General features: G+C 27.7%; 36 protein-coding genes. 24 read left to right on the top strand and 12 right to left on the bottom strand.

What is annotated here, in order from left to right:
- Nucleotides 1-28: 28 nt before the first annotated feature.
- Together D9T19_RS03525 and rpoD are read right to left on the bottom strand one after the other, a co-directional pair.
- Entirely contained in the window at nt 29-709 is a 681-nt protein-coding gene (locus tag D9T19_RS03525; RefSeq protein WP_121626835.1) for a hypothetical protein, read from the bottom strand.
- A gap of 3 nt (nt 710-712) precedes the next feature.
- Nucleotides 713-2,563: an RNA polymerase sigma factor RpoD gene (gene rpoD, locus D9T19_RS03520; RefSeq protein ID WP_121626834.1), complete on the bottom strand. Its 1,851-nt coding sequence runs from the start codon at nt 2,561-2,563 to the stop codon at nt 713-715.
- Nucleotides 2,564-2,736: 173 nt separating this feature from the next.
- Here rpoD and D9T19_RS03515 point away from each other — a divergent pair, with 173 nt between their 5' ends.
- Together D9T19_RS03515 and leuB are read left to right on the top strand one after the other, a co-directional pair.
- Nucleotides 2,737-3,237 carry a 3-isopropylmalate dehydratase small subunit gene (locus tag D9T19_RS03515; RefSeq protein WP_121626833.1) on the top strand — a complete coding sequence of 167 codons (501 nt, stop codon included), beginning with the start codon at nt 2,737-2,739 and terminating at the stop codon, nt 3,235-3,237.
- A 2-nt stretch (nt 3,238-3,239) separates the two neighbouring features.
- On the top strand, nt 3,240-4,307 hold the full coding sequence (gene leuB / locus D9T19_RS03510) for a 3-isopropylmalate dehydrogenase (protein WP_121626832.1): 1,068 nt from the start codon (nt 3,240-3,242) through the stop codon (nt 4,305-4,307).
- Between the two features lie 26 nt (nt 4,308-4,333).
- Here the strand turns inward: leuB and D9T19_RS03505 are convergent, their stop codons facing one another.
- Nucleotides 4,334-4,696, bottom strand: coding sequence for an HIT family protein (locus D9T19_RS03505; RefSeq protein WP_121626831.1), 363 nt, complete (start codon nt 4,694-4,696; stop codon nt 4,334-4,336).
- Between the two features lie 260 nt (nt 4,697-4,956).
- Here D9T19_RS03505 and rpmJ point away from each other — a divergent pair, with 260 nt between their 5' ends.
- From rpmJ to guaB, 8 genes are all read left to right on the top strand, one after another.
- Nucleotides 4,957-5,070 (top strand): 50S ribosomal protein L36, encoded by a 114-nt coding sequence (rpmJ, locus tag D9T19_RS14800; protein ID WP_072682678.1) that lies wholly within the window; start codon nt 4,957-4,959, stop codon nt 5,068-5,070.
- Between the two features lie 5 nt (nt 5,071-5,075).
- Nucleotides 5,076-5,444 carry a 30S ribosomal protein S13 gene (gene rpsM / locus D9T19_RS03490; RefSeq protein ID WP_121626829.1) on the top strand — a complete coding sequence of 123 codons (369 nt, stop codon included), beginning with the start codon at nt 5,076-5,078 and terminating at the stop codon, nt 5,442-5,444.
- Between the two features lie 9 nt (nt 5,445-5,453).
- Complete coding sequence (rpsK, locus tag D9T19_RS03485; protein ID WP_121626828.1) at nt 5,454-5,846, top strand: 30S ribosomal protein S11; 393 nt, start codon at nt 5,454-5,456, stop codon at nt 5,844-5,846.
- A 9-nt stretch (nt 5,847-5,855) separates the two neighbouring features.
- A complete protein-coding gene (gene rpsD, locus D9T19_RS03480) occupies nt 5,856-6,482 on the top strand; it encodes a 30S ribosomal protein S4 (protein WP_121626827.1) in 627 nt (208 codons plus the stop codon).
- A gap of 16 nt (nt 6,483-6,498) precedes the next feature.
- Nucleotides 6,499-7,497: a DNA-directed RNA polymerase subunit alpha gene (locus D9T19_RS03475; protein WP_121626826.1), complete on the top strand. Its 999-nt coding sequence runs from the start codon at nt 6,499-6,501 to the stop codon at nt 7,495-7,497.
- A gap of 14 nt (nt 7,498-7,511) precedes the next feature.
- Complete coding sequence (gene rplQ / locus D9T19_RS03470; protein WP_121626825.1) at nt 7,512-7,862, top strand: 50S ribosomal protein L17; 351 nt, start codon at nt 7,512-7,514, stop codon at nt 7,860-7,862.
- Nucleotides 7,863-8,044: 182 nt separating this feature from the next.
- Nucleotides 8,045-9,406 carry an Asp-tRNA(Asn)/Glu-tRNA(Gln) amidotransferase subunit GatA gene (gatA, locus tag D9T19_RS03465; protein WP_121626824.1) on the top strand — a complete coding sequence of 454 codons (1,362 nt, stop codon included), beginning with the start codon at nt 8,045-8,047 and terminating at the stop codon, nt 9,404-9,406.
- Between the two features lie 12 nt (nt 9,407-9,418).
- The gene (gene guaB, locus D9T19_RS03460) at nt 9,419-10,864 is read left to right on the top strand and encodes an IMP dehydrogenase (RefSeq protein WP_121626823.1); all 1,446 of its coding nucleotides are present in this window, start codon (nt 9,419-9,421) and stop codon (nt 10,862-10,864) included.
- 62 nt (nt 10,865-10,926) lie between these two features.
- On the opposite strand, the gene D9T19_RS03455 is transcribed toward guaB, so the two are convergent.
- Nucleotides 10,927-11,190 (bottom strand): hypothetical protein, encoded by a 264-nt coding sequence (locus D9T19_RS03455; RefSeq protein WP_121626822.1) that lies wholly within the window; start codon nt 11,188-11,190, stop codon nt 10,927-10,929.
- Between the two features lie 79 nt (nt 11,191-11,269).
- On the opposite strand from D9T19_RS03455, the gene D9T19_RS03450 reads away from it, so the two are divergent.
- The 3 genes from D9T19_RS03450 (at nt 11,270) to D9T19_RS03440 (ending at nt 12,454) form a co-directional block, all read left to right on the top strand.
- Nucleotides 11,270-11,521 (top strand): hypothetical protein, encoded by a 252-nt coding sequence (locus D9T19_RS03450; RefSeq protein ID WP_121626821.1) that lies wholly within the window; start codon nt 11,270-11,272, stop codon nt 11,519-11,521.
- A 323-nt stretch (nt 11,522-11,844) separates the two neighbouring features.
- Entirely contained in the window at nt 11,845-12,045 is a 201-nt protein-coding gene (locus D9T19_RS03445) for a hypothetical protein (RefSeq protein ID WP_121626820.1), read from the top strand.
- Nucleotides 12,046-12,142: 97 nt separating this feature from the next.
- On the top strand, nt 12,143-12,454 hold the full coding sequence (locus D9T19_RS03440; protein WP_121626819.1) for an EthD family reductase: 312 nt from the start codon (nt 12,143-12,145) through the stop codon (nt 12,452-12,454).
- A 35-nt stretch (nt 12,455-12,489) separates the two neighbouring features.
- On the opposite strand, the gene D9T19_RS03435 is transcribed toward D9T19_RS03440, so the two are convergent.
- Nucleotides 12,490-12,723, bottom strand: a complete 234-nt coding sequence (locus tag D9T19_RS03435; protein WP_121626818.1) for a transcriptional antiterminator Rof — start codon at nt 12,721-12,723, stop codon at nt 12,490-12,492.
- 94 nt (nt 12,724-12,817) lie between these two features.
- On the opposite strand from D9T19_RS03435, the gene D9T19_RS03430 reads away from it, so the two are divergent.
- Both D9T19_RS03430 and D9T19_RS03425 read left to right on the top strand, forming a co-directional pair.
- Entirely contained in the window at nt 12,818-13,063 is a 246-nt protein-coding gene (locus tag D9T19_RS03430) for a hypothetical protein (RefSeq protein ID WP_162984534.1), read from the top strand.
- Nucleotides 13,064-13,075: 12 nt separating this feature from the next.
- A complete protein-coding gene (locus D9T19_RS03425) occupies nt 13,076-13,480 on the top strand; it encodes a hypothetical protein (protein ID WP_121626816.1) in 405 nt (134 codons plus the stop codon).
- On the opposite strand, the gene D9T19_RS03420 is transcribed toward D9T19_RS03425, so the two are convergent.
- Both D9T19_RS03420 and D9T19_RS03415 read right to left on the bottom strand, forming a co-directional pair.
- Complete coding sequence (locus tag D9T19_RS03420; protein ID WP_121626815.1) at nt 13,449-14,318, bottom strand: pyridoxamine 5'-phosphate oxidase family protein; 870 nt, start codon at nt 14,316-14,318, stop codon at nt 13,449-13,451. The genes D9T19_RS03425 and D9T19_RS03420 overlap by 32 nt on opposite strands.
- Nucleotides 14,319-14,329: 11 nt before the next feature.
- A complete protein-coding gene (locus tag D9T19_RS03415) occupies nt 14,330-14,767 on the bottom strand; it encodes a VOC family protein (RefSeq protein ID WP_121626814.1) in 438 nt (145 codons plus the stop codon).
- 160 nt (nt 14,768-14,927) lie between these two features.
- On the opposite strand from D9T19_RS03415, the gene D9T19_RS03410 reads away from it, so the two are divergent.
- Complete coding sequence (locus D9T19_RS03410; RefSeq protein WP_121626813.1) at nt 14,928-15,509, top strand: CGNR zinc finger domain-containing protein; 582 nt, start codon at nt 14,928-14,930, stop codon at nt 15,507-15,509.
- On the top strand, nt 15,506-15,862 hold the full coding sequence (locus tag D9T19_RS03405) for a thiol-disulfide oxidoreductase DCC family protein (protein WP_121626812.1): 357 nt from the start codon (nt 15,506-15,508) through the stop codon (nt 15,860-15,862). Before D9T19_RS03410 ends, D9T19_RS03405 begins: the two co-directional genes overlap by 4 nt.
- A 23-nt stretch (nt 15,863-15,885) precedes the next feature.
- On the opposite strand, the gene D9T19_RS03400 is transcribed toward D9T19_RS03405, so the two are convergent.
- Complete coding sequence (locus D9T19_RS03400; RefSeq protein WP_121626811.1) at nt 15,886-16,305, bottom strand: FKBP-type peptidyl-prolyl cis-trans isomerase; 420 nt, start codon at nt 16,303-16,305, stop codon at nt 15,886-15,888.
- A 97-nt stretch (nt 16,306-16,402) separates the two neighbouring features.
- Nucleotides 16,403-16,897, bottom strand: coding sequence for a type II toxin-antitoxin system antitoxin SocA domain-containing protein (locus tag D9T19_RS03395; RefSeq protein ID WP_121626810.1), 495 nt, complete (start codon nt 16,895-16,897; stop codon nt 16,403-16,405).
- Between the two features lie 107 nt (nt 16,898-17,004).
- On the opposite strand from D9T19_RS03395, the gene D9T19_RS03390 reads away from it, so the two are divergent.
- Nucleotides 17,005-17,619: an acyl carrier protein phosphodiesterase gene (locus tag D9T19_RS03390; RefSeq protein ID WP_121626809.1), complete on the top strand. Its 615-nt coding sequence runs from the start codon at nt 17,005-17,007 to the stop codon at nt 17,617-17,619.
- Between the two features lie 29 nt (nt 17,620-17,648).
- On the opposite strand, the gene D9T19_RS03385 is transcribed toward D9T19_RS03390, so the two are convergent.
- Entirely contained in the window at nt 17,649-18,128 is a 480-nt protein-coding gene (locus tag D9T19_RS03385) for a NanQ anomerase/TabA/YiaL family protein (RefSeq protein ID WP_121626808.1), read from the bottom strand.
- Nucleotides 18,129-18,131: 3 nt separating this feature from the next.
- Nucleotides 18,132-19,166: a coproporphyrinogen III oxidase gene (locus tag D9T19_RS03380; RefSeq protein WP_121626807.1), complete on the bottom strand. Its 1,035-nt coding sequence runs from the start codon at nt 19,164-19,166 to the stop codon at nt 18,132-18,134.
- A gap of 127 nt (nt 19,167-19,293) precedes the next feature.
- On the opposite strand from D9T19_RS03380, the gene D9T19_RS03375 reads away from it, so the two are divergent.
- The 5 genes from D9T19_RS03375 to D9T19_RS03355 all read left to right on the top strand — a co-directional run bounded on the left by D9T19_RS03375 (nt 19,294) and on the right by D9T19_RS03355 (nt 22,694).
- Nucleotides 19,294-20,292 carry an adenosine deaminase gene (locus tag D9T19_RS03375; RefSeq protein ID WP_121626806.1) on the top strand — a complete coding sequence of 333 codons (999 nt, stop codon included), beginning with the start codon at nt 19,294-19,296 and terminating at the stop codon, nt 20,290-20,292.
- Nucleotides 20,293-20,305: 13 nt separating this feature from the next.
- Nucleotides 20,306-20,755: a protein tyrosine phosphatase family protein gene (locus D9T19_RS03370; protein ID WP_121626805.1), complete on the top strand. Its 450-nt coding sequence runs from the start codon at nt 20,306-20,308 to the stop codon at nt 20,753-20,755.
- Between the two features lie 103 nt (nt 20,756-20,858).
- A complete protein-coding gene (metX, locus tag D9T19_RS03365; RefSeq protein ID WP_121626804.1) occupies nt 20,859-21,965 on the top strand; it encodes a homoserine O-acetyltransferase MetX in 1,107 nt (368 codons plus the stop codon).
- Nucleotides 21,965-22,162 carry an exodeoxyribonuclease VII small subunit gene (xseB, locus tag D9T19_RS03360; RefSeq protein WP_121626803.1) on the top strand — a complete coding sequence of 66 codons (198 nt, stop codon included), beginning with the start codon at nt 21,965-21,967 and terminating at the stop codon, nt 22,160-22,162. Before metX ends, xseB begins: the two co-directional genes overlap by 1 nt.
- Before the next feature lie 184 nt (nt 22,163-22,346).
- A complete protein-coding gene (locus D9T19_RS03355; protein ID WP_121626802.1) occupies nt 22,347-22,694 on the top strand; it encodes a JAB domain-containing protein in 348 nt (115 codons plus the stop codon).
- 58 nt (nt 22,695-22,752) lie between these two features.
- Here the strand turns inward: D9T19_RS03355 and D9T19_RS03350 are convergent, their stop codons facing one another.
- The gene (locus D9T19_RS03350; protein WP_121626801.1) at nt 22,753-23,802 is read right to left on the bottom strand and encodes an NAD(P)-dependent alcohol dehydrogenase; all 1,050 of its coding nucleotides are present in this window, start codon (nt 23,800-23,802) and stop codon (nt 22,753-22,755) included.
- Between the two features lie 270 nt (nt 23,803-24,072).
- On the opposite strand from D9T19_RS03350, the gene D9T19_RS03345 reads away from it, so the two are divergent.
- Nucleotides 24,073-24,321: a type II toxin-antitoxin system RelB/DinJ family antitoxin gene (locus D9T19_RS03345; protein ID WP_121626800.1), complete on the top strand. Its 249-nt coding sequence runs from the start codon at nt 24,073-24,075 to the stop codon at nt 24,319-24,321.
- Nucleotides 24,322-24,423: the final 102 nt, after the last annotated feature.

Genomic DNA, 24,423 nt, shown 5'->3' with positions numbered 1-24,423 from the left:
AGCTTTGAATAATTTTAAATAGTAATTCTTAAGTAATTAGAGGTAAATCAATAATTACTTTGTTCTCTTCGCATGTTAGAATAAAAGAACAATCTTCTTTATATTGAAGTAGTTCTTTTCTTGCTTTTTTATTAGATATTATCTCAACCGCAATTAAAGAATATTTTTTTCCTTCAATTTTTATATATTCACCAATTTTAAGTAAAATAGAACAATATATATCAGTAGAACCACTAAAAGCTTCAAAAATTTGATTAAGTGTTTTTATAAATAAACTTGCATCTAGTTTAAATTCAGGAATAGAAGGATCATAGTTTTTTGTATATAAGGTATCTGTTTTAATCTTGTTTGTAGATATTGCTAAATCTACAAGTGTAAAAATATTTGTACTATTTATATTTTTAATATTAAGTTTTGATTCTTTTTTTACCATAGCACTTTTATAAAGTTTTATATGAATTTCATCTTCATTTTCATATGTAACAGTAATGGCATAAAAGGTATAGTTTTGTATAGTTAAATCTATATAAGATGTTTCTGCTCCAAAAGATTTTGGAGCATACTGTAAAGCTATATCATAAAGCTCTTTTGGTTTTATTCTATTTAATAAAAACTGAGCTTCACAATTTGTATATAAAATCTTTGACGTAGAAGAAAAAGAAATAATAGGGTTTAAATCAAGTTCAACCCAGTCTTCAAAAAAATTCATTTTCTAACTTTCCACGTAATTCTTAAGGTTTTTACCTACTTTAGGATGTTTTAATTTTTTAATAGCACTTGATTCAATTTGTCTAACTCTTTCTCTTGTAACAGAAAGTTCTTTTCCAATTTCTTCTAGTGTTCTATCTGAAGCATCAACCATAAGTCCAAATCTCATTCTTACAACAGCTTGTTCTCTTTCATTTAATTGAGCTAATATTTGATCAATTTGATTTTGTAAATCTTCTTTCATAATATTATCAACAGGAGTAGGCGCTTTTTCATCTGGAACAAAGTCACCAAATTTACCATCGTCATCAGAACCAATTGGTGCTTCAAGTGATACAGGTTCTTTAGTAATTTTAATTACTTGTTTAACCTTATCAACAGGTAATCCAACTTCTTCTGAAATTTGATCAACATCAGGTTCTTTACCATTTTCTTGAATACCTTTTCTAATGATTTTATTGATTCTATTAATAGTTTCAATCATATGAATTGGGATTCTAATTGTTCTGGCTTGATCTGCAATTGCTCTAGAAATTGCTTGTCTAATCCACCATGTTGCATAAGTAGAGAATTTATATCCCTTTTTATACTCAAATTTATCAACAGCTTTCATAAGACCTATATTACCTTCTTGAATTAAATCTAGGAATGGTAAACCTCTATTTGTATATCTTTTTGCAATAGATACAACAAGTCTTAGGTTTGATTTTGCCATTCTTGTTTTAGACTTATCTGTAATATCTTTACCACGTTTAATTTGCTCTAAAACATCTTTTAATTCTTCTGGTTCTAAATCGAAACCATCTTTTGATGCTTCTGCAGTTTGGAAAAGTTTTTTAATTTCCATATAAGTAGAAACCATAGTAGCTTCAGGAACCATTGTAGTAATTTGTGCTTTAGTTAAATTAACAATATTATCTAAAATCTTTTGGTGATTTTGTAATAAAGTATCATTAAATAAAGGTAATTTATATTCAAGTCTCTTAAGCTCATGATCAAATCCTGTATCTGATTTAAGTGCAGTTTCCATAGCTTTTACAATTTCTGTAATTAGTTTAGATGTAGGTCCAAGGTCTAATAATGCTTCTTTTAAAATTCTCTTTCTAAAAGCAATAGCTAAGTTATGTTGCATTTGATCAGCTTCAGAATCAGATTTTGCAGCTTCTTTTGTTAAGAATTTAAGCCAATCTTTTTTTGCTTTTTCTAATATTTTAAATGCATCAATAATTGTTTGTGCTCTTTTATCAAGTTTTTTCTGTTTTTTACCATCAGCTTTTTCATTATCAGATGCATTAGAATCAGAAGAATCATCAGAAGAATCATCAGAATCTTCATCATCAAAGTTTCTAAACAATTCTTTTACTTTTCTTTCTCTATTTACTAAAGGTTCTTTATACTCTAAAATGAAATCAATTAAGTATGGTACATAACAAATTGCATCAAGAATTACATCTTCACCCATTTCAATTTTTTTAGAAATTTCAATTTCTTCTTCTTTTGTAAGTAATGGAATTTGTCCCATTTCTCTTAAATACATTCGAACAGGAGAATCTGATCTTGACCATTCTAATAACTCTTTATTTTTTAGAAGATCATAAACATCATCTTCATTCATTATTAGTTTTTCTCTTTGTTCTTTTCTTTTTTTCGCTTCTTCAGCATTCATTCTTTTTGCTTGCTCTTGCGAACTAATTACAGTTACGTTATATAATTGGATAAAAGCTAAAAGTTTTTTTACATTTGCCCCCGAAGGTGCCTTAGGAAATATTTTAATAATTTTTTCATATGTAAGAATAGAATCTTTATACTCTTTAACCGTTTGTTCAATTGCTTTGTTTAGATCTTTTGCGCTCATATATCGAACATCCTCTTTTTAAGATAGGTTGATATTATACCGAAAATAGCTAAAAATCTAATTAGTTTTTTATATTTAATCAAAAATTACTAAAGTATTAGATAAAATGCATCTTTTAAAAAATAATTCTTTGAAAATATTGAAAATTTTATTGAAGACTAAGGACACAAAATATGAATAAAATTACTGGAAAAGTATGGAATTTTGGAGCTAATATTGATACAGATGTTATTATTGCTGCTAGATATTTAAATAGTTCAGACCCAGAGCATTTAGCTAAATACGTAATGGAAGATGCAGACCCTGAATTTCCTAATAAGTTACAAAGAGGTGACATTATTGTTGCTGGTGAAAACTTTGGTTGTGGTTCTTCAAGAGAACACGCTCCTATTGCTTTAAAAGCTGCTGGTGTTGCTGCTATTGTTGCTCCATCTTTTGCAAGAATTTTCTATAGAAATGCATTTAATATGGGATTACCAATTTTTGAATTACCAGAATCTTTAGAAATTAAAGAGGGTGAAACAATTAGTATTAACTTAGATAATGGTGTTATTACTAATGATACAACAAAAAAAGAATATGAATTCACTCCAATTCCTCCTTTCATGCAAGAATTAATTGCAAGTGGTGGATTAATTAATTATGCAAAAGCAGAAATGGCAGAAGGAAAGTAAGTATGAAAAAATATAATATCTCAGTTATTAAAGGTGATGGAATCGGTCCTGAAATCGTTGATGAAGCAATTAAAGTTTTAGATACAGTAGCAGGAGCTTGTAATTTCACATTAGATTATAAAGAATATTTAATGGGTGGAATTGCAATTGATGAAACAGGTGTTCCTTTACCTCCTGAAACAGTTCCAGGTGTTTTAGCATCTGATGCTTGTTTATTTGGTTCAATTGGTGGAGAAAAATGGGATAACCTTCCTCGAGAATTAAGACCAGAAACAGGACTTTTAAAACTTAGAGAAGAATTAGGTGTTTATGCAAACTTAAGACCTGCTATTGTTTATGATGAGTTGGTTAATGCATCAACTTTAAAACCTGAAGTAATTGAAGGTTGTGACATTATGGTAGTACGTGAACTTATTGGTGGTATTTATTTTGGACAACCAAGAGCTAACGATGGTCAAAGAGCATATAATACTATGGTATATACAAAAGATGAGATTATCAGAATTGGTAAACAAGCTTTTGAATTTGCAATGAAAAGAGATAAGAGAGTTTGTTCTGTAGATAAAGCAAATGTTCTTGAAGTTTCTCAATTATGGAGAGATACTATGATTGAATTATCTGCTGATTATCCTTCTGTAGAATTAACTCATATGTATGTAGATAATGCAGCAATGCAATTAGTAAGAAATCCAAAACAATTTGATGTTATCGTAACTGGAAATATCTTTGGTGATATTTTATCTGATACTGCATCTATGGTTGTTGGTTCTATTGGATTATTACCATCTGCATCAACAGGTGATAAAACAGCTGTTTATGAACCAATTCATGGTTCAGCACCTGATATTGCAGGACAAGGTATTGCAAATCCAATTGCTACAATTGAATCAGCTGCTATGATGCTTAAATATTCACTTGGTGAAGATAAAGCAGCAGATATGATTACAAATGCTATTAGAAATGTATTAAAAGATGGGTATAGAACAAAAGATTTAGCTGAGTTTGATGCTAAAGAAGTTTTATCAACTACTGAAATGGGTGATGTAATTGCTAATTATATAAATAAATAATAAAGAAGGATTTTCCTTCTTTATATTTATAACTTATTTTTAACAATTTCAAAGAAATCTTTAAAAGAGGGCAAATCAAGTTTTGCTTCTCTTTGAAGTTTTCCCCACATAGGTTCAGGAAAATATGAATCTTCTTCAAATCTTGCCATAATATGAAAATGAACATGAGGAACATAATTTCCAAATGAAGCTATGTTTATTTTTGCAGGTTTAAAATAATCCAACATCTCTTTTTCAATAATATCTAAACATCTAAATATTTCTATTTTTGTTTCATTATCACATTGAGAAAACTCTTTTATATCTTTTTGTGTAAATACTTTTAGCCATGGAATCTCACTATTTTCTATTTCAACTTTTATTAATGAGTTTTTGTAAATTTCTGACATATTAAACCTTTTATAAATAATTTTGATGATTTTACAACAAGATTTATTAAAAAAACAATTGTAGGCACTATTTTAAACCAGATTAATAAAGCTTTAAGTAAGTCTTGATTATAATCCGACTCCATTTCTACAAGCATAAAAGAAGTTTTTATAAAATGTTTTTGTGTTTTATAAAGAGTTGGATGAATGATATAAAGTATGAAGTAATCATTCATACCTAATGTAGTATTTGGAAATACACAAAAAAAGAGGGACGACTTATGAAAGTTAGAGCTTCAGTAAAGAAGATGTGTGACAAATGTAAAATTGTTAAAAGAAGAGGTGTCGTAAGAGTAATTTGCGAAACTAAAAAACACAAACAAAGACAAGGATAAAACACATGGCAAGAATCGCAGGTGTTGATTTACCAAATAAAAAAAGAATGGAATATGCATTAACGTATGTTTTCGGAATAGGGCTATATAACTCAAGATTAATTTTAGATGCTGTTGGAATCGATAGAAACAAAAGAGCACACGAATTAACTGAAGATGAAGCTGCAGCAATTAGACAAGAAATTCACAAGAGCTATGAAGTTGAAGGTGATCTTAGAAAAAAAGTTGCTATGGATATTAAATCATTAATGGACTTAGGTTCATACAGAGGTTTAAGACATAGAAAAGGTTTACCATGTAGAGGGCAAAAAACTAAAACTAATGCTCGAACTAGAAAAGGTAAAAAGAAAACTGTTGGCGCAGCAGCGAAGTAAGGATAACTAATGGCAAAAAGAAAAGTTACTAGAAAAAAAGTTGTAAGAAAAAATATTGCTGACGGTATCGTACATATTGCGGCAACTTTTAATAATACTATGGTTACAGTTACAGACAGCGTAGGTAATGCTATTGCATGGTCAAGTGCTGGAAACTTAGGATTCAAAGGTTCTAAAAAATCTACTCCATTTGCTGCTCAAGCTGCAACTGAAGATGCTGTTGCTAAAGCTATGGAACACGGAATTAAAAACGTTGGTATTAAAATTCAAGGACCAGGATCTGGTAGAGACACTGCAGTTAAAGCTGTTGGTGCAATTGAAGGTATCAGAGTTACATGGTTAAAGGATGTTACACCATTACCACATAATGGTTGTAGACCTCCTAAAAGAAGAAGAGTGTAAGGAGTAGTTATGGCTAGATATAGAGGACCAGTAGAAAAAATCGAGAGAAGACTTGATGCAGACCTTGGATTAAAGGGTGAGAGAAGACTTAACGGAAAATCTGCTTTAGAAAAAAGACCATTTGCTCCAGGACAACACGGACAAAGAAGAACTAAAATTTCTGAGTACGGTTTACAATTAAGAGAAAAACAAAAAGCTAAGTTTATGTATGGTGTTTCTGAAAAACAATTCAGAAAATACTTCAAAAAAGCTTCAACAACTGAAGGTAATACAGGGTCAAACTTAATTACTTCAATTGAGCAAAGATTAGATAATGTTGTTTATAGAATGGGATTTGCTACAACTAGAGCAAATGCTAGACAATTTACAACTCATGGACATGTTTTAGTAGACGGTAAAAAAGTTGATATTCCTTCTTACGTTGTAAAACCTGGACAAAAAATTGAAATTAAAGAAAAATCTAAATCTAACCCACAAGTAGTTAGAGCTTTAGAATTAACAAATCAAACTGGTTTAGTTGATTGGGTTGATGTTGATACAACTAAAGCATTTGGTATTTTTACTAGAATTCCTACAAGAGAAGAAGTAGTTATTCCAGTTGAAGAAAGATTAATCGTAGAGTTATATTCTAAGTAATAAGTAAAGGTAGCCAATGAAAAAGTTTGCAGACACACCGTTTTTACCAACAGAAGTTGAGATCGAAACTATCAATGATAATGAAGCAAAGATTTCTGCATATCCATTTGAAAGTGGTTTTGCAATAACTTTGGCACACCCTTTAAGAAGACTTCTTTTAAGTTCTTCAGTTGGTTACGCACCAATTGCAGTAAAAATTGAAGGTGCTTCTCACGAGTTTGACTCGTTAAGAGGGATGCTAGAAGATATAGCTATTTTTATTATTAATCTAAAAAATATTAAATTTAAAATTAATAGTGAAGCAGAACAAGTAGTAGTAGAATATTCTTTTGATGGTCCAAAAGAAATTAAAGGTGAAGACTTAATCAACTCTGATGTTGAAGTAGTTTCTCCTGATGTTCACTTAGCTACTATTAACGCGGATTGTAATTTAACATTCTCTGTTATTATTCAAAAAGGTATAGGTTATATGCCTTCTGAAGATACTAGAGATATTGTTGGACCTGATTATATTCCAGTTGATGCTTTTTTTACTCCAGTAAAAAAAGTAGTTTATGGTATTGAAAAAATGTTAGTTGAAGATAATCCTAACTTTGAAAAAGCTGTATTTAATGTACAAACAAATGGACAAATTTCTCCAATAACTGCTTTTAAAGAAGCAGTTTCTGTTATGTATGCTCAAATGTCAGTATTTAATAAAGTATTTGATTTATCAGAAGTAACAGTTAGTGATGCAGGTGAAGAACCAGTAGAACTAAAAGATTTAGTTATCAAAATTGATGACTTAAATTTAAGTGCTAGATCATTCAACTCTTTAGATAGAGCTGGACTAAAATTCTTAGGTGAATTAGTACTTATGAGTGAAGTTGAAGTTAAAAATATCAAAAACTTAGGAAAAAAATCTTATGATGAAATAGCTGAAAAGCTTGAATCACTTGGTTTCCCAGTTGAAGATACACTTCCAGAAAATGTTGCTTCTGCGTTAAGAAGAAAATTAGAGCAACTTAAAGCATAATTAAGGGTTAGAAGATGAGACATAAGCACGGATATAGAAAGTTAAGTAGAACTTCTTCTCACAGAAAAGCATTGTTAAAAAATATGGCAATTGCGATTATCGAAAGAGAAAAGATTGAAACAACTGTTCCAAAAGCAAAAGAATTACAAAGATATATTGAAAGATTAGTAACTACTGCTAGAAATGCAGATTTAAATACTCATAGACAAGTATTTGCTGCATTACAAAGTAAAGAAGCTACTAAAAAATTAATTAATGAAATTGCACCAAAGTATGAAGCTAGAAATGGTGGATATACTTCAATTATTAAAACAAGAATTAGAAGAGGTGATGCTACTCAAATGGCATTCATTTCATTCGTATAATAATAAATTTATACATTCTTAAAAAAGCTAGAAGTTTTAACTTCTAGCTTTTTTTTTACTCTAAAATATCTCAAAACTTAAATTTTTATTTTTATTTTCAATTAATAATCTCTTTACCCTAAATTAATCATTTTTTAGATAAAATCCGGAGAATACTATAAATGTAATCACAGGAGAACCATTTGGTAACACTAAAAGAAGCACTTACTCTAAGTAGTGACGATATAAAAAATTTAAGAGATGATTTAAGTACAAAAATAAAAGAAAATAATATTGGTGCATATGTTGAACAGTTAACTTCAACCGATATTTCTACTACTGGTTCAGGAATACCAATTGCCATTAAAGATAATATTAATGTTAAAAATTGGGAAATTACTTGTTCTAGTAATATCTTAAAAGGCTATATTTCACCATATAATGCGACAGTAATCAATAATTTAGAAAAAGCAGGATTAAGTCCATTTGGTCGTGCTAATATGGATGAATTTGCTATGGGAAGTTCAACTGAAACTTCTTGTTATGGTAAAACTTTAAATCCAATTGATAATAATAAAGTTCCAGGTGGAAGTTCAGGTGGAAGTGCTGCAGCAGTTGCTGCTGGTATTGCTATAGCTGCTTTAGGAACTGATACGGGTGGATCAATCAGACAACCTGCTGCTTATTGTGGTGTAGTTGGAATGAAGCCTACTTATGGAAGAGTTTCAAGATATGGTATTACAGCATATTCATCTTCTTTAGATCAATGTGGCCCTATTACTCAAAATGTAGAAGATGCAGCTATTTTATATGATATTATTTCAGGTCATGATCCAATGGATTCTACTTCTGCAAATGTTGATTATGAAGCTATAACTCCTAAACTTGATTCAGATAAAAAGTTAACAATTGCAGTGATCGATAACTTTATTGAACAAGCTAGTCCTGCTATTAAAAATGCATTTACAAAAGCTATTGAAGCATTAGAAGCTCATGGACATAAAATTATTCATAAAAATATGCTTGATACAGGGAAAATACTTTCTTCTTATTATATTGTTGCAACTGCAGAAGCATCAGCAAACCTTTCTAGAATGGATGGTGTACGATTTGGAAATAGAAAAGGTAATGGTAGTTTAAAAGATATGTATATTCAAACTAAATCGCAAGGATTTGGAGATGAAGTACAAAAAAGAATTATGCTAGGTTCTTTTGTATTAAGTTCTGGTTATTATGATGCATATTATATTAAAGCACAAAAAGTTAGACATTTAATAAAAGATGAATATGAAGAGATTTTTAAAGATGCTGATTTAATTCTATCACCAGTTGCTCCAACAACTGCACCAGAATTTGGTAGTTTTAAAACATCACTTGAAATGTATTTAAGTGATATTTATACAATCTCGGTTAACTTAGCTGGATTACCTGCTATTTCTATACCTGTAGATAAAGATGAAAATGGAATGCCAGTTGGGCTTCAATTAATTGGACCTGCTTTTAATGAGCAAACAATGTTTGACGGAGCTTTATCATTAGAAAAAGCTGTTAATTACAAAAAATAAGAAAGGAATATTATGAGAATAAGAAAAAGAGCATTGACATTTGAAGATGTTTTATTAGTACCAGCAAAATCAGAAGTTTTACCAAGAGAAGTATGTTTAAAAACGATGTTAACAAAAACAATTGGGTTAAACGTACCTTTTATATCTGCTGCTATGGATACAGTTACTGAATTTGAAGCTGCAATTGCAATGGCAAGACTTGGTGGAATTGGTATTATTCATAAAAATATGGATATTAAAACTCAAGCAATGCAAGTTAGAAAAGTAAAAAGATCAGAATCAGGAATGATTACAGATCCAATTACAATTAAAAAAGATCAATCTCTACAAGATGCTGAAGATATTATGGCATCTTATAAAATCTCAGGTATTCCTGTAATTGATGATAATAACTCTTTATTAGGTATTATTACAAATAGAGATATGAGATTTACAAAAGATTTTACAAAAGTTATTGCTGATAAAATGACTCATTCTCCATTAATTACTGCTATTAAAGGTACTACTTTAGAAGAAGCTGCAGAAATTATGCATGCAAATAAAATTGAAAAATTACCTATTGTTGATGATGCTAATAAATTAATTGGTTTAATCACAATTAAAGATATTAATAAAAAAAGAGAACATCCAAATGCTTGTAAAGATACTTTTGGTAGATTAAGAGTAGGTGCTGCTATTGGTGTTGGACAACTTGATCGTGCAACTGCATTAGTTGAAGCTGGTGTTGATGTATTAGTTATGGATTCTGCGCATGGACATTCAAAAGGTATTTTAGATTCAGTTACTGCTATTAAAAAAGCATTAAATGTTGAAATCATAGCTGGGAATGTTGCAACTGCTGAAGGTACAAAAGCGCTTATTGATGCAGGAGCTGATGGGGTTAAAGTTGGTATCGGTCCTGGTTCTATTTGTACTACTAGAATCGTAGCAGGTGTTGGTGTTCCCCAAATTTCTGCAATTGATGAATGTGCAGCTGAAGGTGCTAAATATGGTGTTCCAATTATTGCTGACGGTGGAATTAAATACTCTGGTGATGTTGCAAAAGCATTAGCAGTTGGTGCATCTTCTGTTATGATGGGTTCAGCATTAGCTGGAACTGATGAATCTCCTGGTGAATTAATTTTATACCAAGGAAGAAAGTTCAAAACTTATAGAGGAATGGGTTCTATTGGAGCTATGACAAAAGGAAGTACTGATAGATATTTCCAAGAAGGAACAGCTGCTGATAAACTTGTGCCTGAAGGTATTGAAGGTAGAGTTGCTTATAGAGGTTCTATTGCTGATATTATTCATCAAATGGTTGGTGGATTAAGATCATCAATGGGTTACTTAGGTTCTGCTGATATTAAAATCTTCCAAGAAACTGCTGAGTTTGTTGAAATTACATCTGCTGGACTTAAAGAGTCTCATGTTCATGATGTAACAATTACAAATGAAGCACCAAATTACCACGTTTAAAAACTAAAATAAAGCGATAATATCGCTTTATTTTGTCTTAGTGAAATCAAAATCTAATATTTTTAAATATCTTCAATCTTATAATCAATAAAGTCTTTTATACTAAAAGTTTGATACTTAAGTAATCGTTTATGTATAATTTCTTTTTCTTCGTTCAATTTAGCTTTTTCATACACTTTTTCAATTTCTAATATTTTCTCAAGTTTAGCTTTTATTTTAAGAACTTCATCTGTAGTCATATAATCATTATATTTTCCATGACCTACGTAAAAAGCTATTTTACGTAAGTTATCAAATATTTGTTTTATTTCTTCGTCTATTTGCATTAATTACTCCATTGCATTCTATATTTTTTAGATAATTTTTGATACTATAGTATCTATTAACTTTAAAAAAGGAAAAAATATGTTTATACAAAAAATAAAATATTATTATAAATTATTAAAAGAAAAAAAAGTTGATAATATATTAATATATGTTGGTATTTTAGGTGTTTTAATTGGGTTTGTATTCACTCCTATTATAAGAGAAATAGCAGTTTGGCCAATACTACTTGGAGTTTGTATAAAATTATATGATTTTAGTGAAGAAATAGAAAGAAATATTATTCCTTATGATTTTAATAAGTTACTGCCTCCACCAAAAAAGAAGAGTTGATTTTATTAAGCTCTAGATTCTATAATGAATAAAATCTTTAATACTAAAAGTTTGATATTTAACTAATTGTTTATAAATAAGTTTTTTTCTTCATTTAAAATAGCTTTTTTATATTCTTTTTCAACTTCTAGTATTTTCTAGTTTTACTTTGATTGCTAGAACTTCTTCTATCCTGATATAGTATAAGCTATCATGTATTTGTTTTATTGCTTCAAATTCTATCAAAAAGGCTATTAAATCATCTTTTTTAGGACTTAATGTGCACTACACAATAAAAAGCTAAATTTCTTAAGTAACATAATTAATTTAAAAAAAGGCCAATTATGAAAATAGAACCGAATAAAGAAATATTTTTTGAAAAGTTAAAAAGTAAGCATAATGAGGAATGTATACCCGAAGAAAGTTTTTTTGAAGTTTTAGAAAAAGAAATAAAAGAGCCAGTTAGTAATTCAAGTTTAGTATATATTGAAAAGAAAAGACCTCATTCTACTAGTGATATTATTGATATTATGATTGATTTATAGAAAAAAAGTATTGTTGTATTATGTATACTCATGCTATATTCATATGATAAACTTGTACAAACTTTAAAAGAGTTAAAATTAAAAATAGGAAAATATTATGATTAAAGTAAGCGTACTATACCCAAATACAGATGATTTAGTATTTGATAAAGAATATTATATTAATAAACATGTTGCTTTGGTATCTGAAAGATTAGGTGATGCTCTAAAAAATGCTCAAGTTGATTTTGGAATTGCAGGAGGGACTCCTGATTCAAAAGCTGCTTTTGTAGTTATGACTCATATGACTTTTGACTCTCTAGAATCATTTCAAGAATCATTTGGACCACATTCTGATGAAATTCTTTCAGATATTGCTAATTTTACAAATTGCCAACCACAACTTCAAATTAGTGAAATTAAAATTTAATATTATATAAATTCAAAAGAACATAGATTAGAGTATTATTCTTCTCTATGTTTTTTTCCATTAAAAGTAAGCACAGTATCTAATCTTATTTTTTCACTAGATTTTAAAATCATATATTCTATTCCATCTTTTACTTCCATTGTTAAAACTATTCCTTTTACTGTTTCTTTTGTTTCTTCATCTTTTAAATAAACAATTGTTGAAGGTATTTTTCTTTGCATTGCTACATTTAATTGGTCAAAAAATTCGCATGATATTGGGTTATACATTTTTTCTCTTTTATTTTTTTGATAGTATACATAAATATATTTAGAATAAGCATTTTTATAGTATAAACTATGATAAAGTATGAGGATAAATAATATGGATGAATACAAAAGAGTTTCGTGTCATTTTTATGATGTGCTAGAAGTGGCTGCTGTAAAAAGAGTTTTATGTAAAATAGTATATAAAGAAGATGATGAAGATAAACAAATAGAGCAAAAAGTTATAGATTTTAAGATTATAGATAAAGCTGAATTTATGATACTTGAGAATATGCAAAAAATAAGATTAGATAAGATAGTTTTGTTTAATAATATTAATCCTTCTGATAATCAATACTGCTAAAATTGATAATATATGATTAAATATGATATTGTTTATATAAAAGGAAATCCACTTTCAGGCTCAAAATTACAGCATAATTTGATAAATAATTCTATTTTTGAATTAATTAAAGAATATTCATATAATATTATCGAATCAAATGCCAAGAATTTATCTGGAATTACTTTACCAAAGGCAAAAATTTACATAGGATTCTCACGTGGTTCTAGATATTTTAAAAAATTAGACAATAATTCTTTAAAAATATCAATTGGTGGAATATCAGCTTCAAAAGTTCATCTTTTTAAAAATAAAGATGATAATATTTTATTAGGTGATATTTCTAACTCTTCCATGCAAGCTCATTTTATTATTTCTGATGATGATAAAATAAAAATTAAAACACTTATAGATAATCATCTGAATAAATTAGATTAAAACTATTTTTATTTATGATTATTTCTTTACAAGTTATTGTTATTAACAATCTTTTTTTATTCTCAACTTGAATTTCTTTTATACTAGCAATTCCTTTTATATGATAAGTATCATAGTTTTTAAAATCTATAAAGAATATATTTATATTTGGATTAGTATAAATATTTCCAATAGTATTATATAAATTATTTCCTGGGACATCTTTAAATGCTAATTGATTTGTTTCTAATACTTTTAAAAAGCCTTTATTACCGCCCTTATGTGAAACATCTAAACCTTTTTCTTTATGTGATGTTGCTATAAAAAAAGTATCAATATTTGAGATTATATTTATTATTTCTTCATTTAATTTTCTTCCTTTTTGAATAGTTTGATTCTCTAATATCTTTGTATCTTCTTGTAAAACTCTTCTTTTTATATGCTTAGGACAGTTTGAATATATCTCATCTATTGAAAGATATAGTTTATTACTCTTTATTTTTCCTTTTCCATTTATTCTAATACGCATTGCTTTTTCAAAATTTAATCCAATCATTCCAATATTTATATTTTTTATATTGTAAAACTCTTTTGGAATATATGAATGATTTTCTAAATTTATTGATATTTGTGATTGATTTACTATTTCAATAAAATTATTATGATTATATACAGTGTATGTAAATAAATCATCTTTTTTTGTACTTATTGTGATTATACAAAAGTTTAAATCTTTTAAAAACTTAGATGCAATAGGCGGAATATTATCTTTTATCATGGAAGATAATGTGTCAGAAGATTTCCTAACTCCCATTATCTCTTGTATATGATATTCACCTTCATGAAATACAGTATTCATTTATAATACTTCTAGAAAAAACCACATGATGAATGATCACTATGACTTGGATTACAATCATTAATTCCATCTGCAATACAAACTTCAAGTCTTACACCATCTGGGTCTATAAAGAATACACCACCAGAACTTGCACCTTCACAATGAGATACTATACCTTTGTATATTTTTGTAATTTTATTATCATCTAATTTTTGTTCAAATGCTTTTAATTCTTCTACACTATCAACTAAAAAAGCCAAATGATGAAGTCCTGCTGTAGAATTTGAAAATTCTTTATTTGCTTGTTCCCATAAAGTTACAATTATTTCACCATCTTTACCTAAAAACATATATTTTTTATCTTCTAGTGTTTCTTCAAACAATACATCAAATCCAAATAGATTCAGATAAAACTCTTTTGACTTTTCCATATTACTTACATTTATTCCTACGTGTCCAACTTTCATTTTATGTCCTTTTTTATTTCTAACCACTAAAGTTATATTAGGTGGTTAGTAAAATGTTAGCATCTTTTTACTAACCTGTCAAGTAATTTTTAATAGTTAGCATAAATATCAATTTAAATTAATAATACAAATGTTATTATCCAAATAAAAAGGACGTGATATTAAATCATTTTTACTTATAGGTGAACATTACATTACAGATTTTATAAATACTCAATTTACTCCACATGGTGAGATTGTAGAGAACTTTGAAAGTTTTTGCGATATAAAAGATTGGTTTTTGAAAGTAGGTTTATTAGATGAAAAAAGATTAAATAATATAAAAGAGAATGAGCTATATTTTAAAGAATTAATTGATTATAGAACATTAGTAAGAAATAGTTTTAAAGATTATATAAAAGAACAAATATCTTTAGATAAGTTAATAAAAACAACAAATAACATACTTTTAAAAGCAAAAGTTCACCCTCAAATTATTAATGAAAATGATTCTTTTGTATTAGAATATATTCCAAATGCAAGTAAATACAATGAACTTTTAACAAAAATTGCAATAGAACTTATCAAACTTTTGAACTCAAAAGAGTTTAAATATCTTAAAAAATGTGATAATCACAAATGTTCTTTATACTTTATTGATACTTCAAGAAATCATTCTAGACGTTGGTGTAGTATGGAAATATGCGGAAATCGTTCAAAAGTTAGTAACTTTGTTAAAAGGAAAAAAGATTTAATAAAATGAAAATAGAAGTCTATTATGATAAAGAGTGTCCATTTTGTAGTTTTTATTCTAAATATTTAGATATAAAAGAAAATCATACACTTATTTTATCAAATGCTAGAGAAAATATAAAAGAGCTAGAAAAACTAAAATCAATGGGATTTGATATTGATCAAGGATTTATTGTAAAAGTTGATGATAAAAAAATTTATCAAGGAGCACAGGCTATTATTTTTTTAAATACTCTTTCAAAAAGAAAGATTTATTTTGCAAATAACACTTTTTTTAGAAAAATAGTTTATCCCTTTATCAAATTTCTTAGAAAAGTTGTGTTATTTATTCTTAGAAAAAGTGTCACTTTACTAAAAGATTAAACTAAGTAAATTATAAAATTTACTTAGATAATAGAATGAATTATAACTTTAAATTCTAAGTCACATCCTGCTAAAGGATGATTATAATCAACTGTTACTTTATCATTCGTCACTTCTGTAACTGTTGCTTTTATAACTTCATTTTTGTCATTTTGGGCTTCTAAAATCATTCCAATTTGTAAATCAATTCCTTCAAATTCTTTTATGTCAACAACTTCGCTAAGTTCTTCATCATAAGCACCATAAGCTTTTGATGATGGTATTTTGATTACTTTTGTTTCACCTTGATTCATCTGTTTTATTCCATCTTCTAGGCCTTGGATTATTTGTCCTGAACCATAAACGAATTGGATTGGTTCTTTATTTATATTTGTATCTACTATTTCATCATTTATTTTTAATTCATAATTTAAAATTACGTTTTGTTTTTCTTTAATTGCCATAATTATCCTTATTTTTAGAATTTTTATAATATCTAAATTAACTCAAATTACACTAAATTAAGTATTGATGAATCCAAATTTACAAAATTTTTTCTAATTAAATAATAACTTCACCATTTTTTACTTTTCTAAAGTCATCAATTTGGAAACAAGCGTTTGCAATTGTTCTTGGACTTGATTCTTTATATTCTGATACTACTTTATGAATTGTTTTCATTTCATCTTCATCAAAAATTGATTCATCAAATTCTTCTTCCATTTTGATAAATCGTAATTCAACAAATTTCTTTCTTTCAACAACTTCAATATCAATATAATCTAATAATTCTTGAATAAAATAAAGTCTTTCATCTTCTTCATCTAAATCTTCATTGTTTCCAATAACATCAAACAATTCATCTAATAATACAGGTTCTGGGTTTCTTGAGTTTTTTATAAACTCTTCATTAAATATTTTCTTATTACAAAATTTAAGATGGTTATATTCCATTAAAAAAAGCATAATTGATAATTTCTTATCATTTAAATGATCAACTTTTTTATGCAACATATATAAAATTACATTAGCTACTTTTGTCATATCTACGTTCAAATGAGTTCCTTTTTGTTTATAAGCGAAGTATATACTATTATGTATAAATATTTGTTTTATTGTGATTTAAGTTTATTAATATAAAGTACATTTTTAAAAGGAATTTAATGAATTGGCTAGCACATGCATTCTTATCAGAAGAACATATAGATTTTAAGATTGGAAATATTCTTGCAGACCCTTTAAAAGCAAAAACTTGGGAGAATGCAAGTTATCATGTACAAAATGGTATGAAAACACATATAAAAATTGATTCTTTCACTGATACTCATCAAATTGTAAAAACAAGCAAAAAAAGATTAAGAGAAAAAGGTTTATTAAAACCTGTAATTATTGATTTAACTTATGATTATTTACTAACAAAGAATTGGAATTTATACTCAAACATATCAATAGAAGAATTTACAAATAATTTTTATGAAAAAGCAAATCAAAGATTAGACTTTTTACCAAGCAGAGCAAATGAAATAGTTACAAATTTGATAAATAGAGATTTGTTGAATGATTATCATACTTTAGAGCAATTAAATAAATCATTTAAAAGAATGGATTTAAGATTATCCCAACGTTTACGAAAAAGAGAAACAGCATCTGAATATTTTCAAACTGTATGCAAGAATATGGATGAAATAGAAAAAGACTTTTTAGAGTTTTTCCCACTTTTATGCCAACACATTAAAAAAGATTTAGACCAAAGCAAACTAAGTCATTGGAAAATTTAGTTTACTTTTTTCTTTTATACTAGTTTTTACTATACTAATTCCATTGGAATTTTTATAACTACTTTATATATTATCTCTTCTTTTTTTGTTTTTATACAAGGTTGATGAGCATCACTTGGATAAAATATTGCTAATTCATTTTGTTTAATAAGCAGTTTTGATATATCTTCTTCTTTTCCCTCATATTTAATAAAATCTGTTTTTTCATCATATTCATTTAACTGTTTCAAAGATGAAATATCTGTAACATCCATATATTCTTCACCTTTTGCCATAAACTGAATATCAATATATTTTTTATGAGATTCAAAAAAACAATCACTTCTATTTTTTGTTTTATAAATTTGTTTTAATATGAACATACCATCGCTTAACTCTTCTTTTACACATTCATTTTCTTTTATATTTGTAAAATCATTGCTATTATTTTCTAAATAATCAAAAGCAATTTGAAAATACTTATTAGATATTTGTTTTTTTACATCATTTACTCTTCCAAAGATTACCATTTTCTATTCCTTATGATTTGATACAGTTGTTGGAATTACATTTCCACTTGCTTGATTTGCCAATGCTTTTGGATATTTTTTATAAAATTCACGAACAGTATTTGCTAGTTTTTCTTTTATTTTTGTATCAACTTTCCCATTATCATCTATAACATTTGCTAAATTTAAAACTAGCTCTTTTTGTTCTTCTTGTACATTGTTTTGCCAAGATTTTAATAAATCTTTATTTATAAAACTAGGAAGAGAACCCATAATCCCTACATCATTTTGATTATGAACTAAAAGCCCTGAAGTTGTACCTCTATCTAGTGTTAAAACTTGGAATAAGTATAAAGTATGATAATCTAGTTGTTTTGCAATATCTTCATTTGTAAAAGTTTCTCTTCTTTTAAAAGCATTTTCAATAATATTTATATATGTATCAATAATCCCTTTTCCAAAATCTAATGCAAAATCAAAATCTTTTTGCTTATCATCTGTTTTAAAATTTTCTAAATAAAAATGAGAAATACCTCTATGTCTATTTAAAGCAGGAATAAAAAAGTATTTTTCACCTTGTTTGATTCCTTCTTCATAGGTATCTTTTGCTAAATCTTTTATACTCTCATCAAATATCTTTTTATCTTCTTCATTTGTAATACTTGGATTTAAATCAGCCATAATTCGCCAATATGAACCAGCATTTCTTAAACAAGTCAAAGAAATATGAATATGAATAGAAGGAACATTTGGATTTTTTGGATGAATAATAGTAGAAAGAGCACTAGCACTTTGTAGTTTTTTACTTTCATCTTCATCATAATGAACTTGAGAAACATTTACACTTGCAGTATTGAAAAGTTTTTTATCTCTTGCTTCATATCTATTTCCACCACCATGAATTCCTGCATCTCTTAACCATGTAACTTCTTCAAACTTTTTACTTTCGCCTAAATTTTTACTAAGATTATCTAACTTTTCTACAAATCTTTTTTGTAAAGAGGAAACTACTTCTAATGCTTTTATAGCATCTTGTGATTTTGCTTTTATCATACTCATTTTACTATTCTCTTTTTTTCTATAATTTAAATACTTTTTTGTAAAGAAATTATATAGAAATTAACTTAATCAACTATTCTAATAGTGTATAATCTTCAGAAAATATTAATAAAATTGAAAGAATTAAATGATAAAACTTATAGAAAAATTACCAAAAGCAGAACTTCATCTTCATATTGAAGGCTCACTAGAACCTGAACTTATGTTTGAACTTGCCAAAAGAAACAATATTAAAATACCTTATAAAAATATTGAAGATGTAAAAAATGCATATAACTTTACAAATTTACAAAGCTTTTTAGATATTTATTATGCAGGTGCAAATGTACTTATTACAAAACAGGATTTTTACGATTTAACATGGGCGTATATTTTAAAATGTGTAGAAAATAATATCATACATACAGAAATATTCTTTGACCCACAAACTCACACTCAAAGAGGAATTGCATTTGAAACTATAATCTCAGGAATAGTTGAAGCACTAAAGGATGCAAAAGAAAAGTTTGGAATCACAACGGCTATTATAATGTGTTTTTTAAGACATTTATCACAAGATGATGCTTTAAAAACTTTAGAAGAGGCATTAGCTTATAAAAAGTATATTTTAGGTGTTGGACTTGATTCTTCTGAAATAGGAAACCCACCTTCAAAGTTTGAGCAAGTATTCAAAAAAGCAAAAGAACAAGGCTTTAGACTTGTAGCACACGCAGGAGAAGAAGGGGATGTTTCATATATTTTTGAAGCTTTAGATTTATTAGATATTCAAAGAATCGACCATGGAGTTCAATCAATCAAATCAGATTCTTTAATGAAAAGACTAAAAAAAGAGCAAATCCCCTTAACAGTTTGTCCAAACTCAAATATAGAGTTAAAAGTATTTGAAAACTATGCACAACATAATATAAAAGAGCTTTTAGATTATGGATTAAATGTGACAATAAACTCAGATGACCCTGCATATTTCAAAGGATATTTAAATCAAAACTTTATAAATTTATATGAAAATCTAGATTTAAGTAAAGATGATATTATTCAACTAGTAAAAAACTCTTTTAATTCATCATTTATAAGTGAAGATTTGAAAAAAGAATATATCAAAAGAGTAGAAGAAATAGTAAAATAAAAAGGACAAAGAAATGGAAGAAATCTTAAATTATATAAAAATAAATGAATTAATATCAACATCAGGTCAACCAAGTGTTGAACAATTTAAAGAAATTGCTCAAAATGATTTTGAAGTAGTAATAAACCTAGCTTTACATGATGCATCAAATGCAATTGAAAACGAAGACAAAATAGTAACAGACCTAGAAATGGCATATTTTCATATTCCAGTAGATTTTGATAATCCAAAACCATCAGATGTAAAACTATTTTTAAATACCTTACAAGCATTGGGTGCAAATAAAGTTTGGGTTCACTGTGCTTTAAATTATAGAGTAAGTGCTTTTATGTATATTTATCATAAATATGTACTTCAAACAGCTTTTGATGATATTAATATTTCACTATTTCAAGAGTGGCTGCCTGATACAAAATGGCAAGAAATTATAAAAATATCATTAGAAGAAATAAAAAAAGCATAATAACAATGATTATAAAGTATAAATAAAAGCTAGTCTTATTGTGATTTTTGATAATATTCCATAATGAAAAAAGTCAAGTACTTTACTTTATGATTGGAAAAATTTGAAAATAGAAACGAAAATACAAAAATTTGATGAGCCATTACACTTAGAAAGTGGACGGATATTAGAATCATATGAACTTGCATATGAAACATATGGTGAATTAAATGAAGACAAATCTAATGTAATTGTTATTTGTCATGCTCTTGCAGGTTCACATCATGCAGCAGGAAGATATGCTGATGAAGCCAAGCCTGGTTGGTGGGACAAATTTATAGGTGATGGAAAAGTTGTAGATACTACAAAGTATTTTGTAATTTGTTCAAATAATTTAGGAAGTACTTTTGGTTCTACAAATCCTTTAAGCATTGACCCAACGACTAAAAAAGAGTATAGGTTAAAGTTTCCAATTTTAACAATCTCTGATGTTGTAAAAGCGCAAACGAAACTTTATGAAAAACTAGGTATTAAAAAAGCAGTTGCTGTTATTGGCGGTTCTATGGGTGGAATGCAAGCACTTTGTTATGCAATAGAATTTCCAGAATTCACTAATACAGTAATAGCAATGGCAACAACTGCATATACAAGACCATGGGCAATTGCTATTAATAAAATCGCAATTGAAGCAATAAGACATGATCCAAGTTTTAAAAATGGACTCTATTCTAAAGAAGATTTACAAGCAAAAGGTTTGCCAGGTCTTGCAATTGGTAGAATGGCTGGATTAATTGCATATTTATCTCCTACATTATTTAATAATAAGTTTTCAAGAGAATACAGTAGAACCGATGGTTTATACGAATTATTTGGAAGATTTGAAGTTGAGAGATATTTAGAATATAATGCATATAGTTTTCCAAAAATATTTGACCCATTATCTTATCTTTATATTTGTAAAACTATGAATATTTTCGATGCAGGAAGAAATGAGGATAATTTAGAAGATGCTTTTGCTAAATTAAAATGTAATTTACATTTAATAGCATTTAAAGATGATATGTTATTTTTTCCTGAAGAAATGGAAGAGATAAGAGATATTATGATTAAATTAGGACGAAAAGACGAAGTTACATATAAGCTTATTGATAGTAAATCAGGTCATGATTCATTCTTAGTTGAAGTAGAAAAATTTGAAGATCATGTAAAAAAAATATTAAAAGGAAAATAATGAGTACAAAAATCGAGAAACTAGTTTTTGAAGATAAAATAATAGAAGCAAAACAGCTTTTAGAAAAACTATCAAACCCACAAATCACATTAAGTGATTCAATAGAAGTATATAAAACAGGAATCAAAGAGCTAGAAGAAGCTCAAAAACTGCTAGATGAAGCAAAACTAATTTTTACTACACAAGAAAAAAACTAAATCTTACAATCTGTAATATTTCTTAAAACAAAGAAAAAAATCTGATAGACTTTTCAATAATGTAAAGTCTAAGGATTTAAGATGAAAACAATTCAAGATTTAGAAGATATAAATAAACCTAGGGAAAAGTTATATAAAAGATACTTAGGCAAAAAACAAAAGCCTAGAATATCAAGCTCACGTGATGTATGAAGTGTTAATCCCCTATAAAGATAAACAACAAGAATACTTTTTAGCCCTATACTTAGATGGAGGAAATCATCTTGTAAATATAGAAGTAATAAGTATAGGAACACTAAATCAAAGCCTAGTTCATCCAAGAGAAGTGTTTTCTTATGCAATACAAATGCGATGTGCAAGTATAATAATCGCCCACAATCACTCAAGTGGAATACTAGAAGCTAGTTTGGCGGATATAAATGTAACAAAAAGATTACAAAAAGCAGGGAAGATTTTAGGTATTGAAATACTTGATCATGTGATATTTACAAGTGATGGTTTTTATTCTTTTAAAGAAGAGGGTATTTTATAAGTTGCATAAATATATTTTAATCAAAACTTGTAGAAGTAAAAACTTCTACAAGTATAATTTAGAAAATAACTAAAGGTTTAATCAAATCTTTTGGTTTTTCTTTCATAAGAAGAAGTGCTTCTTCAACACTATCTAAGCCTTCAAATCTATGAGTAATCAATTTTCCAGGGTGGATTCTTTTTGTTGTAATCATTCTTGCTAATTTTTCCATTCGTAAACGTCCACCTGGCATTAATCCACCATTTATTTGTTTGTGAGCCATTCCAAATCCCCATTCAACACGAGGTATTTTTATAAAGTCACCTTCACCTAGATAGTTTACATTTCCTATTTTACCACCTGGTTTAAGCATTTTAATCGCTTGTGCAAAAGTATCAACTGTCCCACCTGCTATAATAATTCTATCTACTAAACCAACTTTACTCATAACTTGTTCGGCAATATCACCATTATGATAATCAATAATATCAGTAGCACCAAACTCTTTTGCTAAGGCTACACAATTTGGTCTTGAACCAACTGCTAAAATTTCAGAAGCACCATGTAAAGCAGCACCAGCAACAGACATAAGTCCAACAGGTCCAATACCAATAACTACAACAATATCACCAAAATTAATATCAGCTAATTCAACCCCATGAAATCCAGTAGGAACCATATCAGAAAGCATACAAGCATCAGCTAAGTCCATACCCTCAGGAACTAAAGCAAGGTTCCCATCTGCATCATTTACATGAAAAAAATCAGCGAAAACACCATCTTTAAAGTTTGAAAATTTCCACCCACCAAGTGCCGTATTTGAGTGCATAGAGTATCCATCTTGAGCTGCAAGAGAATTCCAATCAGGAGTAATAGCAGGAACTAAAACTCTATCTCCAACTTTGAAATCTTTAACTTCTGAACCAATCTCTACAACTTCACCAACAGCTTCATGCCCTAAAATAAGTTCATGTCTATCACCTAAAGCTCCAGCCCAAACAGTATGAATATCTGAAGTACAAGGTGCAACAGCAATAGGACGACAAATTGCATCCATTGGACCACAACTAGGACGAACTTTGTCTACCCAACCAATCTTACCAATACCCATCATTGCTAAACCTCTCATCTTCACTCCTTTTAATAATTATTAATAAATAATTATATACCATAATAAATAATTTTAAGCTAAAAAAATAGACATTTTTTATACTAATCAGTAGAAAATAATTATTTTTTAATGCAAGTTATTTATAAACTTTTATTATAAAGAGATGTATGGTTTTGATTGTGAAAAGTTTGGAGAATAAAGCGATGAATGAAATACAAGATTTGAAAATGAACTTTTAGTTGCCCAACCAAAACCTAAATATAATTATGAATATAAAAGGAAATCAAAATGAAAACACAAACAACAATTAGAGTTGATGAAGAAAACTATTTTGAAGCAAAAGATATTTTAAAAAAATTAGGACTTTCTTACTCGCAAGCAATTTCAGTTTTTAATAATATGATTGTTTTAAATAATGGCTTACCATTTGATGTTAAAGTTCCTACAAAAGAAACACAAAAAGCTTTGAGTAAATTAGAAAAAAAAGGTAGATCTTATACTAATGTAGATGATTTATTTAAAGAACTGGATTCATAAGTGTTAAGCATATTTAGAACTAACAGTTTTAAAAAAGATTATAAAAAATTAAACTCCAAAGATAAAGAACTTTTAGAATTAGCACTTACAAGAGTTGGTTCG

The sequence above is a fragment of the Poseidonibacter antarcticus genome (genome assembly GCF_003667345.1).
Classification (GTDB): domain Bacteria; phylum Campylobacterota; class Campylobacteria; order Campylobacterales; family Arcobacteraceae; genus Poseidonibacter; species Poseidonibacter antarcticus.
This window is presented reverse-complemented; position numbering and strand designations above follow the sequence as displayed.

Excerpts from the sequence above, each read along its gene's own strand:
- D9T19_RS03420 (WP_121626815.1), bottom strand. The coding sequence starts at position 14,318 with ATGAATACTGTATTTCATGAAGGTGAATATCATATACAAGAGATAATG.
- D9T19_RS03445 (WP_121626820.1), top strand. The coding sequence starts at position 11,845 with ATGAAAATAGAACCGAATAAAGAAATATTTTTTGAAAAGTTAAAAAGT.
- D9T19_RS03390 (WP_121626809.1), top strand. The coding sequence starts at position 17,005 with ATGAATTGGCTAGCACATGCATTCTTATCAGAAGAACATATAGATTTT.
- D9T19_RS03380 (WP_121626807.1), bottom strand. The coding sequence starts at position 19,166 with ATGAGTATGATAAAAGCAAAATCACAAGATGCTATAAAAGCATTAGAA.
- D9T19_RS03345 (WP_121626800.1), top strand. The coding sequence starts at position 24,073 with ATGAAAACACAAACAACAATTAGAGTTGATGAAGAAAACTATTTTGAA.
- D9T19_RS03450 (WP_121626821.1), top strand. The coding sequence starts at position 11,270 with ATGTTTATACAAAAAATAAAATATTATTATAAATTATTAAAAGAAAAA.
- D9T19_RS03515 (WP_121626833.1), top strand. The coding sequence starts at position 2,737 with ATGAATAAAATTACTGGAAAAGTATGGAATTTTGGAGCTAATATTGAT.
- D9T19_RS03505 (WP_121626831.1), bottom strand. The coding sequence starts at position 4,696 with ATGTCAGAAATTTACAAAAACTCATTAATAAAAGTTGAAATAGAAAAT.
- D9T19_RS03525 (WP_121626835.1), bottom strand. The coding sequence starts at position 709 with ATGAATTTTTTTGAAGACTGGGTTGAACTTGATTTAAACCCTATTATT.
- rpsM (WP_121626829.1), top strand. The coding sequence starts at position 5,076 with ATGGCAAGAATCGCAGGTGTTGATTTACCAAATAAAAAAAGAATGGAA.
- D9T19_RS03375 (WP_121626806.1), top strand. The coding sequence starts at position 19,294 with ATGATAAAACTTATAGAAAAATTACCAAAAGCAGAACTTCATCTTCAT.
- xseB (WP_121626803.1), top strand. The coding sequence starts at position 21,965 with ATGAGTACAAAAATCGAGAAACTAGTTTTTGAAGATAAAATAATAGAA.
- leuB (WP_121626832.1), top strand. The coding sequence starts at position 3,240 with ATGAAAAAATATAATATCTCAGTTATTAAAGGTGATGGAATCGGTCCT.
- D9T19_RS03415 (WP_121626814.1), bottom strand. The coding sequence starts at position 14,767 with ATGAAAGTTGGACACGTAGGAATAAATGTAAGTAATATGGAAAAGTCA.
- rplQ (WP_121626825.1), top strand. The coding sequence starts at position 7,512 with ATGAGACATAAGCACGGATATAGAAAGTTAAGTAGAACTTCTTCTCAC.
- rpoD (WP_121626834.1), bottom strand. The coding sequence starts at position 2,563 with ATGAGCGCAAAAGATCTAAACAAAGCAATTGAACAAACGGTTAAAGAG.
- D9T19_RS03385 (WP_121626808.1), bottom strand. The coding sequence starts at position 18,128 with ATGGTAATCTTTGGAAGAGTAAATGATGTAAAAAAACAAATATCTAAT.
- D9T19_RS03350 (WP_121626801.1), bottom strand. The coding sequence starts at position 23,802 with ATGAGAGGTTTAGCAATGATGGGTATTGGTAAGATTGGTTGGGTAGAC.
- guaB (WP_121626823.1), top strand. The coding sequence starts at position 9,419 with ATGAGAATAAGAAAAAGAGCATTGACATTTGAAGATGTTTTATTAGTA.
- D9T19_RS03435 (WP_121626818.1), bottom strand. The coding sequence starts at position 12,723 with ATGTATAACCCAATATCATGCGAATTTTTTGACCAATTAAATGTAGCA.
- D9T19_RS03425 (WP_121626816.1), top strand. The coding sequence starts at position 13,076 with ATGATTAAATATGATATTGTTTATATAAAAGGAAATCCACTTTCAGGC.
- D9T19_RS03430 (WP_162984534.1), top strand. The coding sequence starts at position 12,818 with ATGGATGAATACAAAAGAGTTTCGTGTCATTTTTATGATGTGCTAGAA.
- rpsK (WP_121626828.1), top strand. The coding sequence starts at position 5,454 with ATGGCAAAAAGAAAAGTTACTAGAAAAAAAGTTGTAAGAAAAAATATT.
- rpsD (WP_121626827.1), top strand. The coding sequence starts at position 5,856 with ATGGCTAGATATAGAGGACCAGTAGAAAAAATCGAGAGAAGACTTGAT.
- D9T19_RS03475 (WP_121626826.1), top strand. The coding sequence starts at position 6,499 with ATGAAAAAGTTTGCAGACACACCGTTTTTACCAACAGAAGTTGAGATC.
- D9T19_RS03400 (WP_121626811.1), bottom strand. The coding sequence starts at position 16,305 with ATGGCAATTAAAGAAAAACAAAACGTAATTTTAAATTATGAATTAAAA.
- D9T19_RS03455 (WP_121626822.1), bottom strand. The coding sequence starts at position 11,190 with ATGCAAATAGACGAAGAAATAAAACAAATATTTGATAACTTACGTAAA.
- rpmJ (WP_072682678.1), top strand. The coding sequence starts at position 4,957 with ATGAAAGTTAGAGCTTCAGTAAAGAAGATGTGTGACAAATGTAAAATT.
- D9T19_RS03405 (WP_121626812.1), top strand. The coding sequence starts at position 15,506 with ATGAAAATAGAAGTCTATTATGATAAAGAGTGTCCATTTTGTAGTTTT.
- D9T19_RS03370 (WP_121626805.1), top strand. The coding sequence starts at position 20,306 with ATGGAAGAAATCTTAAATTATATAAAAATAAATGAATTAATATCAACA.
- D9T19_RS03440 (WP_121626819.1), top strand. The coding sequence starts at position 12,143 with ATGATTAAAGTAAGCGTACTATACCCAAATACAGATGATTTAGTATTT.
- D9T19_RS03355 (WP_121626802.1), top strand. The coding sequence starts at position 22,347 with ATGTATGAAGTGTTAATCCCCTATAAAGATAAACAACAAGAATACTTT.